10 protein-coding genes are annotated in these 13991 nt (G+C 73.5%); 2 read left to right on the forward strand and 8 right to left on the reverse strand.

Annotated features, from left to right (window positions below; genetic code table 11):
- A complete protein-coding gene (locus tag CP984_RS15325) occupies positions 1 to 1854 on the reverse strand; it encodes a cell division protein PerM (protein WP_030181720.1) in 1854 nt (617 codons plus the stop codon).
- 254 nt (positions 1855 to 2108) lie between these two features.
- On the opposite strand from CP984_RS15325, the gene CP984_RS43010 reads away from it, so the two are divergent.
- Positions 2109 to 2981, forward strand: a complete 873-nt coding sequence (locus CP984_RS43010; protein ID WP_003986216.1) for a sigma factor-like helix-turn-helix DNA-binding protein — start codon at positions 2109 to 2111, stop codon at positions 2979 to 2981.
- A 101-nt stretch (positions 2982 to 3082) separates the two neighbouring features.
- Here CP984_RS43010 and sucD read toward each other — a convergent pair whose 3' ends face one another.
- From sucD to CP984_RS15370, 7 genes are all read right to left on the reverse strand, one after another.
- The gene (gene sucD / locus CP984_RS15340; RefSeq protein ID WP_003986215.1) at positions 3083 to 3967 is read right to left on the reverse strand and encodes a succinate--CoA ligase subunit alpha; all 885 of its coding nucleotides are present in this window, start codon (positions 3965 to 3967) and stop codon (positions 3083 to 3085) included.
- Positions 3968 to 3990: 23 nt separating this feature from the next.
- Positions 3991 to 5172 carry an ADP-forming succinate--CoA ligase subunit beta gene (gene sucC, locus CP984_RS15345; protein WP_003986214.1) on the reverse strand — a complete coding sequence of 394 codons (1182 nt, stop codon included), beginning with the start codon at positions 5170 to 5172 and terminating at the stop codon, positions 3991 to 3993.
- A gap of 387 nt (positions 5173 to 5559) precedes the next feature.
- The gene (locus CP984_RS15350; protein WP_003986213.1) at positions 5560 to 6366 is read right to left on the reverse strand and encodes a hypothetical protein; all 807 of its coding nucleotides are present in this window, start codon (positions 6364 to 6366) and stop codon (positions 5560 to 5562) included.
- Positions 6367 to 6495: 129 nt separating this feature from the next.
- Positions 6496 to 7410: a hypothetical protein gene (locus CP984_RS15355; protein WP_129820748.1), complete on the reverse strand. Its 915-nt coding sequence runs from the start codon at positions 7408 to 7410 to the stop codon at positions 6496 to 6498.
- Between the two features lie 190 nt (positions 7411 to 7600).
- Positions 7601 to 8770, reverse strand: coding sequence for a VWA domain-containing protein (locus CP984_RS15360; RefSeq protein ID WP_003986211.1), 1170 nt, complete (start codon positions 8768 to 8770; stop codon positions 7601 to 7603).
- A complete protein-coding gene (locus CP984_RS15365) occupies positions 8767 to 11307 on the reverse strand; it encodes a DUF5682 family protein (RefSeq protein WP_003986210.1) in 2541 nt (846 codons plus the stop codon). The genes CP984_RS15360 and CP984_RS15365 overlap by 4 nt, the downstream gene beginning before the upstream one ends.
- Positions 11304 to 12437 carry an ATP-binding protein gene (locus tag CP984_RS15370; RefSeq protein ID WP_003986209.1) on the reverse strand — a complete coding sequence of 378 codons (1134 nt, stop codon included), beginning with the start codon at positions 12435 to 12437 and terminating at the stop codon, positions 11304 to 11306. Before CP984_RS15370 ends, CP984_RS15365 begins: the two co-directional genes overlap by 4 nt.
- 154 nt (positions 12438 to 12591) lie before the next feature.
- Between CP984_RS15370 and CP984_RS15375 the strand changes: the two genes are divergently transcribed.
- The gene (locus tag CP984_RS15375) at positions 12592 to 13974 is read left to right on the forward strand and encodes an SWIM zinc finger family protein (RefSeq protein WP_032922080.1); all 1383 of its coding nucleotides are present in this window, start codon (positions 12592 to 12594) and stop codon (positions 13972 to 13974) included.
- The last annotated feature ends 17 nt before the right edge of the window (positions 13975 to 13991 follow it).

Below are 13991 nucleotides of genomic sequence, written 5' to 3' on the forward strand. Positions count from 1 at the left end.
TCAGCCGCTGCCCTCCGGGGTGGCGGCTGAGGCGTTTCCGGGGACCGTGCTCCGCGGGGCCTCCTCGTGCGAGGGCGGGGTGGGTTCGAAGTCGGTCATCAGGCCGCCGGAGGAGGCGCGCAGTTCCGACCAGCGGGCGCTGCGGGTGCTGGGGTCGTGCCAGGGGCGGGCGCCGGTCGAGCCGAGTTCGCGTCCGGGTACGTGACCGGACGGGTGACCGGGTCCGTGGTCGCCGTCGTACCCGTAGTCGTACGGTTTCCGGCTCTCCGGAGTACGGCGGCGAGCGTGCCGGGCGTGCCGGCCGGGGCGGGGGCGGTGCCGCAGGGCGCGGGAAACCGTACGTGTCAGCACCGTCCAGCCGAAGCGGCAGGCGGCCCACGACCAGCGTCCGGCGGCGCGGATGAGGCGCTTCACGGCGCGTCCGGCCCGTACGCGGAGCTTCACGCGCGGCCGTGGGGCGGGCTTCGGCGGGCGGGGTACGCCGCGCAGCCACCAGAGGCGGGCGACGAGCGCGCCCGGGACGCCGATGAGCAGGGTCCAGGCCAGCGCCGCCAGCCCCGTCTGCCACCAGCTGGGCCCGAAGCGGGACAGCGCCGCGCTGCCCAGCGCGCCGCCCGCGAGCCCGGCGAGCACCGCCGACACCACACCGCAGCCGAGCGCGGCGAGCCCGGCGGCGGCGGCCGTCTCGCGCCAGCCGGTCCACTGGGCGTCGGCCGGGCGTGCGGCGGCCGAGCGTGCGGCGGTGACGTACGACTTCGCGGGGAGCGCCGCGTACCGGGCCAGTGCCAGCCCGGCGGCGAGCGGTACCGCGGCGGTCAGCCAGTAGAGCGGGCCGGTGGCGTCCGGCTCCGGGAACATGCCGAACAGCGGGAAGTGCGGCAGGTCCGGGTATCCGCTGGTGCCGAGCGGGCCGACCGTGCTGCCCGCGCCGAGCGTGAAGCCGGGGCCGAGCCCGTACGCCAGCCCCCAGACGCCGGTGTTCGGCAGCAGGACGAGGCTGAGCAGCACCACGGTGCAGCGGCCCGCCCAGTCGCTGGTGAGGCCGAGGAATCCCTCGCGTACCGCCGGCGCGTGCCAGCCCAGCGCGAGGAGCGCCAGCAGCGCGCCGGAGAGCAGCAGCACCAGGATGCCCGCCGTGGCCGCGCGCACCGCGGTGATGCCGCGCCGTCCCTCCAGCGCGGCGCACAGGGCGGGCGGCAGCCGGTCGTAGAGGCGCTGCACCCGGTCCGGCAGCGGTACGAAGGCGGCACGTCCGACGCTGTGCCAGGCCGCCACGGCGCCGGTCAGGGCCGCGACCACCGGCACGTAGAGCAGGGCGCTGAGCGGTTCGACGTACAGCGGGCCTTCGGAGGCGTACAGCAGGGCGGCGCCCGCGACGGACAGGTAGCCCGCCAGGAACCAGCCGAGGAGAAGGCGCGGGGTGGGCTCCGGGTCGAAGTCGTCGGGGTGGAGGAGGCTGGGAAGCGGGGCGACCGGGGGTCTCGACAGGGCCAGTGGGACCGTTTCGAGGATGTGGCGGCCCGTCCGGTACAGCAGCCATACGGGCAGGGCCATCAGGAGCAGCGGCGTCACGGCGACGGGCGACTCGGCGCCGGACGCGGTCGCGGACCGTACGAGATCGCTCCCGTGGGCGAGGAACCACAGGTCGGCGGCGAGGTGCAGGGCCCGGGACGGGTTGGTGTCCGGGTACGGGGACGCCACCCACAGCAGCAGCACCACGACGGCGAACGCCCCGAGCCCGAGCCCGGCGGCCAGTCCGCCGCCGACGAAGGCGGTGCCGAGCGCGGAGGACCGCTGGGTGGCGGCGCGGCCGTGTGACGACAACGTGGGGCCGCGGTCGGTCAATTGGCTCACACCGCCATGCTGCCAACAACACACGTTTCCGCCGTGGAGCAGGCAATTGCCGGTCGTGTCGCTCAATATATGTTTATGTACCTTTTCATGCCGTTGAGCCATCCGTGCGCCACCGGCACGCGCGCCCGCACGGAGAGGCCGACATGACGCAGACGGAACGGACGAAGACGACTGACACCGCACCTGCCGCCGCTCCTGAGGCGACATCAGACTCCGTACATACCAACAGTACTGACGCTCCATCAGCTCAACGCGTGCCCACGGCCTCGGCCGCCTTCGACGCCCTCTACACGCGGCACGCCCCCGACCTGACCCGCCAGGCCATCGTGCTCACCGGCCATCCCCGGCTCTCCCAGGAGGCCGTCGAACGGTCGTTCCAGATGGCTTGGCAGCGCTGGCCCGACATGGCCGTGGACCCGGACCCGGCGGGCCGGGTGCGGGCCATGGTGCACGAGTACGCGCTGTCGCCCTGGCACCGGATGCGGCCCGGTCTGCGGACCGCCCAGCGGCCGACCCCCCAGGCGCCCGCACCACCGCCCGTCGCTCCCGCTGAGCGCGCGCTGCGGGAGGCGGTGCTGGCGCTGCCCGCCCCGTACCGGCGGGTGCTGCTCCTGCACGACGGCCTCGGCCTGGAACTGAGCGAGACGGCCGCCGAGGTGGAGGCCAGTACGCCCGCGACGGCCGGACGTCTGATGCGCGCGCGCCAGGCCCTCGCCGAACGGGTTCCATGGCTCGGCCTGGCGGGCGAGTCACCCGTACGCCAGAGAGAGATCCTGCGGGAGCGGCTGGCCGGGCTGGCCCGCGCGCTGCCGGTGGCGCCGCCCGCCGCCGGGGCCGTACGGAGCGGGAGCGAGCGTACGGTCAGCCGGATGACGCAGGGCGCTTTCGGGCTCACCGCCCTCATCGCGGCGGCGACCGCGTTCACACTCGTCCACGAGGCGGGCACCCTCCCCACCCACCCGGAGGCCGGTCCCCCGGCCGCATCCTCCTCCGCCAGGCCCGGGGCGGCGGCCAAGGCCCCCCGTAAGCAGCACGGCGGACAAGCCCACACGCAGCAGGCCAAGGCTGGCGGACCGGCGAAGAGAAAGGTCGTATGGGCCGGGCATCTCGCCCCGGAAGCGCGCTAGGTCCCGTCGTCGCCTCCCCGCCGCGCGCGCTCTTGTACACGAACGGGCGCGGGCCCGTACCCCCAACAGGAGTACGGGCCCGCGCCCTACGCGTTACGCGATCAGCCGACGAGGATCTCGCGCGCCAGGCGCGCGGTCTCCGACGGGGTCTTGCCGACCTTGACGCCGGCGGCCTCCAGGGCCTCCTTCTTCGCCTGGGCGGTGCCGGAGGAGCCGGAGACGATGGCGCCGGCGTGGCCCATGGTCTTGCCCTCGGGCGCGGTGAAGCCCGCGACGTAGCCGACGACCGGCTTGGTGACGTTGGCCTTGATGAAGTCGGCCGCACGCTCCTCGGCGTCGCCGCCGATCTCACCGATCATGACGATCAGCTCGGTCTCCGGGTCGGCCTCGAAGGCCTCCAGGGCGTCGATGTGGGTGGTGCCGATGACCGGGTCGCCACCGATGCCGACGGCCGAGGTGAAGCCGATGTCCCGCAGCTCGTACATCATCTGGTAGGTCAGCGTGCCGGACTTCGACACCAGACCGATCTTGCCGGGCTTGGTGATGTCGCCCGGGATGATGCCGGCGTTGGACTGGCCGGGGGTGATCAGGCCGGGGCAGTTCGGGCCGATGATGCGGGTCTTGTTGCCCTTGCTCGACGCGTACGCCCAGAAGGCGGCGGAGTCGTGCACCGCGATGCCCTCGGTGATCACGACGGCCAGGCCGATCTCGGCGTCGATCGCCTCGACGACGGCGGCCTTGGCGAACTTCGGCGGCACGAAGATGACGGACACGTCGGCGCCGGTCTTCTCCATCGCCTCGGCGACCGAGCCGAAGACGGGCACGGACGTCCCGTCGAAGTCGACCTCGGTGCCGGCCTTGCGCGGGTTGACACCGCCGACGATGTTGGTGCCGTCGCCCAGCATGAGCTTGGTGTGCTTCATGCCCGTGGCACCGGTCATGCCCTGGACGATGACCTTGCTGTCCTTGGTGAGGAAGATAGCCATGGTGGTCTGAGTCCCTCTATCCCTTACTTCGCAGCCGCGGCGAGCTCGGCGGCCTTGTCGGCCGCGCCGTCCATGGTGTCCACGCGCTGGACCAGCGGGTGGTTGGCGTCGCTCAGGATCTTGCGACCGAGCTCCGCGTTGTTGCCGTCCAGGCGGACGACCAGCGGCTTGGTGACGTCCTCACCCTTGGACTTGAGCAGCTCCAGGGCCTGCACGATGCCGTTGGCGACCTCGTCACAGGCGGTGATGCCACCGAAGACGTTGACGAACACGGACTTCACGTCCGGGTCGCCGAGGATGATCTCCAGGCCGTTCGCCATGACCTCGGCGGAGGCGCCGCCGCCGATGTCGAGGAAGTTGGCCGGCTTGACGTTGTCGTGCTTCTCACCGGCGTACGCGACGACGTCCAGGGTGCTCATGACGAGACCCGCGCCGTTGCCGATGATGCCGACCTGACCGTCGAGCTTGACGTAGTTCAGGCCCTTGGCCTTGGCGGCGGCCTCCAGCGGGTTGGCCGCGGCCTTGTCCTCCAGGGCCTCGTGCCCGGGCTGGCGGAAGTCGGCGTTCTCGTCGAGCGAGACCTTGCCGTCCAGGGCCAGGATGCGGCCGTCCTTGGTCTTCACCAGCGGGTTGACCTCGACGAGGAGCGCGTCCTCGGCGACGAAGGTCTCCCACAGGGTCACCATGACCTCGGCGACCTTCTCGGCGACCTCGGCCGGGAACTTCGCCTGCGCGACGATCTCGCGGGCCTTCTCGATGGTGACGCCCTCGTTGGAGTCGACCGGGACCTTGGCGAGCGCCTCGGGGGTCTTCTCCGCGACCTCCTCGATGTCCATGCCGCCCTGCACCGAGGCCATGGCCAGGAAGGTGCGGTTGGTGCGGTCCAGGAGGTACGAGACGTAGTACTCCGCCTCGATCTCCGGGGACAGCTCGGCGATCATCACCTTGTGGACCGTGTGGCCCTTGATGTCCATGCCGAGGATGTCCGTGGCGCGGGCGACGGCCTCGTCCGGCGTCGTCGCCACCTTCACGCCGCCGGCCTTGCCGCGGCCGCCGACCTTCACCTGCGCCTTGACGACGGACTTGCCGCCGAGGCGCTCGGTCGCCGCGCGTGCCGCCTCAGGCGTGTCGATGACTTCACCGGCCAGCACCGGTACACCGTGCTTGGCGAAGAGGTCCCTCGCCTGGTACTCGAACAGGTCCACGCGCGTCCGTCCCTTGTCTACTCAGAATCGCCGTAGTGATCGCGGTTCGTTGTCTGCATGGGCGTGCCGCGATGGGCAACGTGACTGCGCTGTCACTGAGGGAGGCGTACACGGTGGCCGGTACGCGGCATGTCCGTCTCGCAGGTTATCCCCGCTGGACCGGCCGCCCTAAATCGCAGATCACACTGCGGCGGTGATAACAGTCACAGAGACAACGGTCACAGTTCACGGACAGGTACCGCCGGGTGAACGCGGGCTTGCCGGAGCCCGCGCGCACCCGCCGCACAGCGCGGAGCCGGGCGGCCCCCTCCCCACGAGGAGCCGCCCGGCGATCCGCTCGTCATCCGCCGATGAGGAGCGGGGGCATGCGGGATGTCACATGCGGTGTCAGAGGCCCTGGACCGGCAGGGTCGAGAGGGCCGGGAGCGCCGGGATGTTGGCGGGGCTGGTCAGGTCGACGGGGGCGGCGGGCAGGGCGGGCGAGGTGGGCAGGGCAGGCGTGGTGGGCAGGGTCCGGCCCGGGAGTACGGCCCGCAGGCCCGAGGCCGCGCTGCCCGCGATGCCGGTGGCGTCCGTACGCACCGTGCCGGCCACGCCCTGCGCGAAGGGGGTGGCGTCCGTGGCCACGCCCTGTACGAAGATCTGTGCACCACCGGCGACACGCTGCACGAACGGGGTCGCCTGGCCGGTCACGTCACCGGCGAGCTGACCGGCACCGCCGACCGCGCCCTGGGCGACGGGCACGGCCTTGCTCACCGCGCGCTGGGCGACGGGCACGGCCGTGCCGACCGCGTGCTGGGCGGTGCGGGTGAGGTCGGTGGTCTTGGCCACCTTGGTGACCTTGCCGAGCTTGGCGGCCTCGTCCAGCTTGGTGACCTGGCCGAGGCCGTCGGCCGCGGGGAGCTTCGGGGTGGCGGGCAGGTCCTGGGTGTGGACGTCGCCGCCGGTGACCCTGGTGACCTGGCCGGTCACGCCGTCCACGGTCTTCTTCGCGGTGCCGGTCACGTCGCCGGCGGGGAGCTTGCCCCGCACCGTGTCGTTGACCGGGCCGGTGACGTGGTGGGTGACCGTCCCGGCGGCGGGCAGGTCGGCGGTGCCGGGCAGGTCGGCCGCGTTGGCGGCGACGGAGCCCAGGGCCCACAGGCCGGAAGCGGCGGCGGCTACGACGATGGAACGACGGATGTGCGTACGCATGATGAGCAGACTTCCTTCGAATTCAGGGGGTTCTACGGGCAGACCTGTCCCGCCCCCGCGCGGCAGGTCCTGTGCAGACGCGATGTCTGCGGACGGGGAACTCGGACGCCGGAGGTCCGAAGGTCTGCCCTAGCCCGGGAATTCGAGAATGTCCGTGGCACGCTGCCGCGTCGGCGGCTCAGCGGCCGCGCGGACGCCTCCGGGCACCAGCCCGAAGTGCGCGGGATGCGCCGGTACGGCGGCGAAATGGTCACCGCCGCGCGGGCCGTGGCCGTCACCGGCGGTGTGCGAGGCCGCCGAGGCGGGCCCCTGCGGAAGCCGGCCGGGGAGGCCGCTGCGGCCCTGACCCGGCTGCTGGTCGGAGACCGAGGCGGCGCGCTGCGCGGTACGCGGCGATGCGTCGCCGAGGGTGTGCGGGATCGGCGAAGTGGGCGCGCACTTCGCTGACTTGGCACTTGCGTCAGCTTGCGCGTCGTCGGCGTTGGCGTGGTTCGGGCCGGGGGCGTGCTGCGGCCCTGATCCCTGGCCCGGCTGCCGGCCGTGGCTGTCGCCGTGGTCGGGGCCGTGATCATCGCTGCCGTCGGTGCCGGGAAGCAGGCCGGGCAGCCGTACGGGCAGGTGTACGGGGAGCGAGTCCGCGTCCCCGGCGCGGCGCACCTCGCGCACCGCGTCCCGTACCGGTTCGGTGACCGGGCCGGCGGCCGGTTCGGTGACCGGACGCGTTACTGGTTCGGCCTGCTCAGCGCCGCTTTCGAGGGCCGCTCCGGTCCGCTCGGCGACGGGCCGCGCGGCCTTTCCGACGGGCGTTCCGGACGCCTTCTTCACGGCTGCCGCCTTCTTCACGGCCGCCGTCGGCGCGGCTTCCATCGTCGGGCCGAACCGCGGGTCGGGTCCCGCCGTACGGTCCGCCGCCTGCGCACCGCCACCGAACGCGAACCCGAGCGCCACGAACCCCGCCAGGAAGAGCCCCGCCAGCAGCGCACGCCGCACCAGCACACTGCGCGGCAGGCGCGCGGCGGCGGGAGGAGCGGTCACGGCAGACACGAGGGGATCCTTTACGGCGGAACGTGGCGACGGGAAAGGTGACTTGGGCGTGGGTGCGGCACACGCACGGTGCCGGGAGCCGTGCGGCTCCGGGAAACCGGCGGCACGCGCATCGCGGTGATCGCGCGGTGCCCTGATCCTTGCACGACGGACCAGGGGCCCCGCAAGCCCCGCGGGGCTCTCATCACCGTTACCCCGCCATGTCCGGTATCGGCAGTGGGCGCTTTTCGATCGCGGCCGCCATCACCTCGGGGAAGAGGTCCGGCGTGCAGGCGAACGCCGGTGCGCCGAGGGCCGCGAGGGCCGCCGCGTGCTCCCGGTCGTAGGCGGGCGCCCCTTCGTCCGACAGTGCGAGCAGCGCCACGAACTGCACTCCGGACGCCTTCATCGCCGCGACCCGCTTGAGCATCTCGTCGCGTATGCCGCCCTCGTAGAGGTCGCTGATCAGCACGACGACGGTGTCGGCGGGCCGGGTGATCTGCGACTGGCAGTAGGCGAGCGCGCGGTTGATGTCCGTACCGCCGCCGAGCTGCGTACCGAAGAGCACGTCGACCGGGTCGTCCAGCTCGTCGGTCAGGTCGACCACCGCGGTGTCGAAGACGACCAGCCGGGTCGCGATGGCGCGCATGGACGCCAGCACCGCCCCGAACACGGAGGCGTAGACGACGGAGGCCGCCATCGACCCGGACTGGTCGATGCAGAGCACCACGTCCTTCTTCACGGACTGCGCGGCCCGCCCGTAACCGATCAGCCGCTCGGGGACGACCGTGCGGTACTCGGGCAGGTAGTTCTTGAGGTTCGCGCGGATGGTGCGGTCCCAGTCGATGTCCCGGTGCCGGGGGCGGCTGACGCGCGCCGACCGGTCCAGGGCGCCGGTGAGGGTGGCGCGGGTGCGGGACGAGAGCCGTTTCTCCAGCTGCTCGACGACCTTGCGCACCACGGCCCGCGCGGTCTCCTTCGTCGTCTCGGGCATGACCTTGTTGAGCGACAGCAGCGTCCCCACCAGGTGCACGTCGGCCTCGACAGCCTCCAGCATCTCCGGTTCCAGCAGCAACGCGGACAGCCCGAGCCGTTCGATCGCGTCGCGCTGCATGACCTGGACGACGGAGGTGGGGAAGTACGTACGGATGTCGCCCAGCCAGCGGGCCACGTTCGGCGCCGAGGCGCCCAGCCCCGCCGTGCGCGCTCCGCCGTCGTCCGCACCGCCCGGCCGGCGGCCTCCGTAGAGCGCGCTGAGCGCCCCGTCCATGGCGGCGTCCTGTCCGCGCAGCTCACAGCCGGTACCGTCGGCGCCGTCCCCGCCCAGTACCAGCCGCCACCGCCGCAGCCGCTCCTGCGTACCGTCCTGCGTCCCGCTCATCCGGCCACCCCCGTACGGTTCGTGTCCTGCGTGCTGTCCATGCCTTCCGGGAGGCCCAGCAGGATGCGCAGGGTGGGCAGCACGGCTGCCGCCCGGTCGCGGTCCAGGCCAGGGCCGAAGCCCGGTATCGCGGCTTCCTGATCGCTCCGCGCGGCGGCGGTTCCGGTGGCACCGGCCGGGCCTCGGCGCACCAACTCACCGAGTGTGCGCCGCACTCCGGCGTCGTACTCCGCGAACGTCCGCCGGAGCAGCGGAAGTACGTCCGTGAACGCGTCCGCCGGTACGTCCGCCAGCCAGCCGTCCACCAGGGCGAGCAGCCGCTCGTCGTGCACCAGCAGCAGTCCGCCCGCGTCGCCGCCCGCGAACCCCTCGATCCAGCCCGCCGCTTCGGCCGGCGGGGTCCCCGCCGACAGGGCCAGCCCCATCAGGCGTTCCGCGTCCTCGGGGGCCAGCCGCCCGTCGTCGAGCAGCAGCCGGACCGCCCGCCCCCGCAGGAGGCCGGGCACCGGCTCCCGCTCGGCCAGCTTCCGCAGCACCCCTGCCCAGCGCTCCCGCAGCCCGCCGGGACGGTCTGCCGGAACCTCGTCCAGGAGGCCCACCGCGTGGTGCGTCGCGTCCAGGTGGTTGCGCATGTCGGCGGCGCCGTCCGCGTCCAGGCCCGTACAGGCCGGGGGCAGGCCGACGAAGACGCGCTCGGCCAGCCCGGTCGCCACCTCGCCGAGCGCGGCGGCGTCCGTGCCGCGTACGTCGCCGTAGCGCACCGAGCGCACCAGCGCGGGCAGTGCCTGGGCGAGGTGTCCGACATCCGCGTCCAGCGCGGCGCGGTCCGTCAGCACCCGCATGACCACGGGCAGCGCGTCCGGCAGCGCGGCGAGCAGGCAGCGCTCGGCCAGCGCCGTCACGTCCGCGAGGGTCGAGGTCCCCACGGCGTCGGACCGGGCCTTGGCCGTCGCGGCGGCCTCCACCGTCGTGCCCCATATGCCGGCTTCCGCGGCCCGTACGGAGAGTTCCGGCTCCCACCGCAGCCGCCAGCTCTCCCGGAACGTGCCGGTGCTCGCCCGGGTCCGGGCGGGCTCGCCCCACGGCACGCCGAGCAGCCGCAGCCGGTGCAGCAGCCTACTCCGCCCGGCGTCCGTCTCCTTGCGCAGGTCGAGGTCCAGCTCCCGCTCCGCCGCCTCCGGCTTGAGGCGCAGTGACCGCTGGCTGCGGGCGATGTCGCGCTGGAGCGGCACCGCGGGGGCGCTTTCCGGCACCTCTCCCAGTACGTCGCCCACGACCAGGCGGTCGTGGATCAGGGCGGACGGCGCGTCGGACCCTTCGCCGAGCACCGCGCGCACCGCGTCGCCCGCCTCGGCCAGCCCGGCCAGCGGGCGGCCGCGCATCACGGCCAACGCGTCGGCGAGCCGTACGGCCTCGATCACGTGCGCCGAGGAGACGGCGTAGTCCTCCTCGCGCAGCAGGCCGGCGATTTTCGTCATCCAGCGCTCGATGGGGCGGTCCGGCGCGCTGAAGAGGTGGCCGTACCAGCCGGGCGAGGAGATGCCCGCGCCGTAGCCGCTGCGGCGCGACAGCCTGCGGTGGGTCCACGGCACCCACGTCACCTCGGGCTTCACCTTCGGCAGGCCCTTCAGGAGCTGCCGGTCGGCGGTCACCGTCGTCCGCCGGGCCAGCGCCGGGACGTGCCACGCGCCGCACACCACCGCGACGCCCTCCCCGAACTCCCGGCGCGCGTCGCGCAGCCGTAGCCGCATATGGGCCTCGCGCACCAGGTCGCGGTCGTGCCCGCCGACGCCGTACGCCTCCCGCAGCGCCGTCATCGCCTCGGCCAGCGCCTCGAACGGCGCGAGCGGGTCCTCTCCCGTCAGCCCGCTCTCCCCTCCGTTCCCCGGCCGATGTCCGTGGGCACGGTGCTCGATCACGTCCTCCCACCAGCGCTCCGGGTCGTCGTACCCGGCAGCCTCGGCGAGCACCGCGACCGGATCGATCCGCGCCTCCGCCGCGCGGTCGGGGGCGGGTGTGGGGGCTGCGTCCGCGTCAGCCGGTTGGTCGGGGCCTGCCGTACGTCCGGTGCCTGGCGTACGGTCATCGGCTCCGGCCGCGCGGCCGGAGCCCGCCGTACGGGCATCGGCCTCGCCCCGCCCCGCACTCACCGCACCCCGGCTCCCCCCGCCTTCGGCTTCCTCCCCGCCGTCCCCCTCGCCCTCCCCCATCGCCAGGGAATGGGCCGCCGGCAGGTCGATGAAGCGCACCGGTACGTCATGGGCCAGGGCCCACCGGATCGCCACCCACTCCGGGGAGAACTCGGCCAGCGGCCAGAACGCCGCCCGTCCCGGGTCGGCGGGCACATGGGCGAGCAGCGCGACCGGCGGGCGCATCGCCTCGTCGGCGGCCAGGGCCACCAGCGCGTCCGCCTCCGGCGGGCCCTCGATCAGCACCGCGGGGGGCTCGTACCGCTCCAGTACGGCGCGCACCGCACGCGCCGAACCCGGGCCGTGATGCCGTACTCCCAGCAGCAGCGGCTGGTCCCGGGCGGTCATGCGCCGGCCTCGCGGCAGGCGCGGTAGAAGTCCTTCCAGCCGTCGCGCTCGCGCACCACGGTCTCCAGATACTCCTGCCAGACGACCCGGTCCGCCGCCGGGTCGCGTATCACCGCGCCCAGGATGCCCGCGGCCACGTCCCCGGACCGCAGCACGCCGTCACCGAAGTGGGTGGCCAGTGCCAGCCCGTTGGTGACCACGGAGATCGCCTCGGCCGTGGAGAGCGTGCCCGAAGGGGACTTGAGCTTGGTGCGGCCGTCGGCGGTGACGCCGTCGCGCAGCTCACGGAAGACCGTGACGACCCGGCGGATCTCGTCCGTCCCGGCGGGCGCGGGCGGCAGGTCCAGGGAGCGGCCGATCTGCTCGACGCGCCGGGAGACGATGTCCACCTCCTCCTCGGGCGTCGCGGGCAGCGGCAGGACGACCGTGTTGAAGCGGCGGCGCAGCGCGCTGGAGAGTTCGTTCACCCCGCGGTCGCGGTCGTTGGCCGTGGCGATCAGGTTGAAGCCGCGCACCGCCTGGACCTCCTGGCCCAGCTCCGGGATGGGGAGGGTCTTCTCCGACAGGACCGTGATGAGCGTGTCCTGTACGTCGGCGGGGATACGGGTCAGCTCCTCCACGCGCGCGGTCATGCCCTGCGCCATCGCCCGCATGACCGGGCTGGGCACCAGCGCGTCCCTGCTGGGGCCGTGGGCGAGCAGCTGCGCGTAGTTCCAGCCGTAGCGGATGGCCTCTTCCGGGGTGCCGGCCGTGCCCTGCACGAGCAGGGTCGAGTCGCCGCTGACCGCGGCCGCCAGGTGCTCGGACACCCAGGTCTTGGCCGTGCCGGGCACGCCGAGCAGCAGCAGCGCGCGGTCGGTCGCGAGGGTCGTCACCGCCACCTCGACGATCCGGCGCGGGCCCACGTACTTGGGTGTGATGAGCGTGCCGTCCGGCAGGGTGCCGCCCAGCAGATAGGTCGCCACCGCCCACGGCGACAGCCGCCAGCGCTCCGGGCGCGGCCGGTCGTCGGCCGCCGCGAGTGCCTTCAGCTCCTGCGCGAACGCGTCCTCCGCGTGCGGGCGCAGGACCTGCGCGGAGTCGCCGGCTCCGGCGCCGCCGGCGACGTCTCCGGTGTGGTTCTCGGTCATGATTCCCCCTCGTCGCAACGTCTGCGGCCGGCACCCCGCCACTCGCCGGCCGCTTGCGTGAACCACCCTGCACCACGCCACTGACAATCACCCCGAACGGCGATGTTTCCGCTGGTCAGAGCGATTGTCAGTGGGTGCTCGTAGCGTTTGGGACATGAATTCGCAGGGGGAACGCTGGACGTCGGATCACGTGCTCGCACTCGCGCCCGACGCACCGTCACGCAAGGCGGGGAGCAGGCTCGCGACGCGGGGCTCCTGGCCGGAGACCGGCACACGGGGCAGCGCGGTGTGGGGCCTGTGCAAGGGCAGCGGCAGCAAGCCGTACCAAACCGTCGTGGACACCGCCGGACCGGCCTTCAAGTGCAGTTGCCCGAGCCGCAAGTTCCCGTGCAAGCACGCACTGGGACTGCTGCTGATGTGGGCGGGGGAAGAAGGGGCCGTCGGCGAGGGCGAGCCTCCCGCGTGGGTGACGGAATGGCTCGCCGCCCGTCAGCAGCGCGCGGAGAAGAAGACGGCAGCGGCGAGCAACGAGGTATCTGGCGACGGCAGTTCTGACTCTGCGCCATCCGCCGCCAATCAGGACGCCGCCCGGCGACGGGCCGCGCTCCGCGTGCAGCGGATCGCCGCCGGGGCCACCGAGCTGGAGCAGCGGCTGGAGGATCTGCTCCGCTCCGGACTGGCCACCGCCGACCGCGCGGGGTACGGCACCTGGGACGAGACGGCGGCCCGCATGGTGGACGCCCAGGCACCCGGACTCGCCGCGCGAGTAAGGGAGTTGGGGTCGGCGGCGACCTCCGGGCCGGACTGGCCGTCCCGGCTCCTCGCGGAATGCTCCCTGATCCACCTCCTCGACCAGGCGTTCCTGGGCGTGGAGCGTCTGCCGCCCGCCCTGGCCGCGACGGTCCGCACCCGTGTCGGGCTCACCACCGACGCGTCGGACGTGCTCGCCGGGGCCGACACCATGTCCGTGCGCGACCGCTGGCTGGTGCTCGCCCAACAGGACACCGAGGAAGGGATGCTGACCAGCAGGCGCATATGGCTGCGCGGCGAGCGGACGGGGCGCATGGCGCTGCATCTCTCCTTCGGCGGGCGGGACCGGCCGCTGGACCTCTCGCTGCCGAGAGGTCTCGTCCTGGACGCCGATCTCGCCTACTACCCGGGCGCCCGCCCGCTGCGCGTCGTCCTGGGCACACGGCACGCCGATCCGGTCCCGGCCGGTGGACCGCCGCCGGGCGGCGGCACCGACGCCGCGCTCGCCGCTTACGGACACGCGCTGCGCGACGACCCCTGGCTCGACGCCTGGCCGGTGGTCCTGACCGATGTCGTACCGATACCGGGGCGCGACGGCGAGCCCTGGCAACTTGCCGACGCCGACGGGGAGTCGGCCCTGCCCGTGGACCCGCGCTGCACGGAGCGGGCGGGCCTGTGGCGCCTGGCCGCGATATCCGGCGGCGAGCCGGTCACGGTCTTCGGCGAATGCGGCCACCGCGGCTTCGTGCCCCTGACCACCTGGGACCCGGAACCGGTCGCACTGTGACCCGGCGGCCGCAACCG

Origin of the sequence: Streptomyces rimosus (genome assembly GCF_008704655.1) — a bacterium.
Classification (GTDB): domain Bacteria; phylum Actinomycetota; class Actinomycetes; order Streptomycetales; family Streptomycetaceae; genus Streptomyces; species Streptomyces rimosus.

Coding starts and splice junctions, on each gene's coding strand:
- sucD (WP_003986215.1), bottom strand. CDS start 3,967: ATGGCTATCTTCCTCACCAAGGACAGCAAGGTCATCGTCCAGGGCATG.
- CP984_RS15350 (WP_003986213.1), bottom strand. CDS start 6,366: ATGCGTACGCACATCCGTCGTTCCATCGTCGTAGCCGCCGCCGCTTCC.
- CP984_RS15360 (WP_003986211.1), bottom strand. CDS start 8,770: ATGAGCGGGACGCAGGACGGTACGCAGGAGCGGCTGCGGCGGTGGCGG.
- CP984_RS15365 (WP_003986210.1), bottom strand. CDS start 11,307: ATGACCGCCCGGGACCAGCCGCTGCTGCTGGGAGTACGGCATCACGGC.
- CP984_RS15370 (WP_003986209.1), bottom strand. CDS start 12,437: ATGACCGAGAACCACACCGGAGACGTCGCCGGCGGCGCCGGAGCCGGC.
- CP984_RS15375 (WP_032922080.1), top strand. CDS start 12,592: ATGAATTCGCAGGGGGAACGCTGGACGTCGGATCACGTGCTCGCACTC.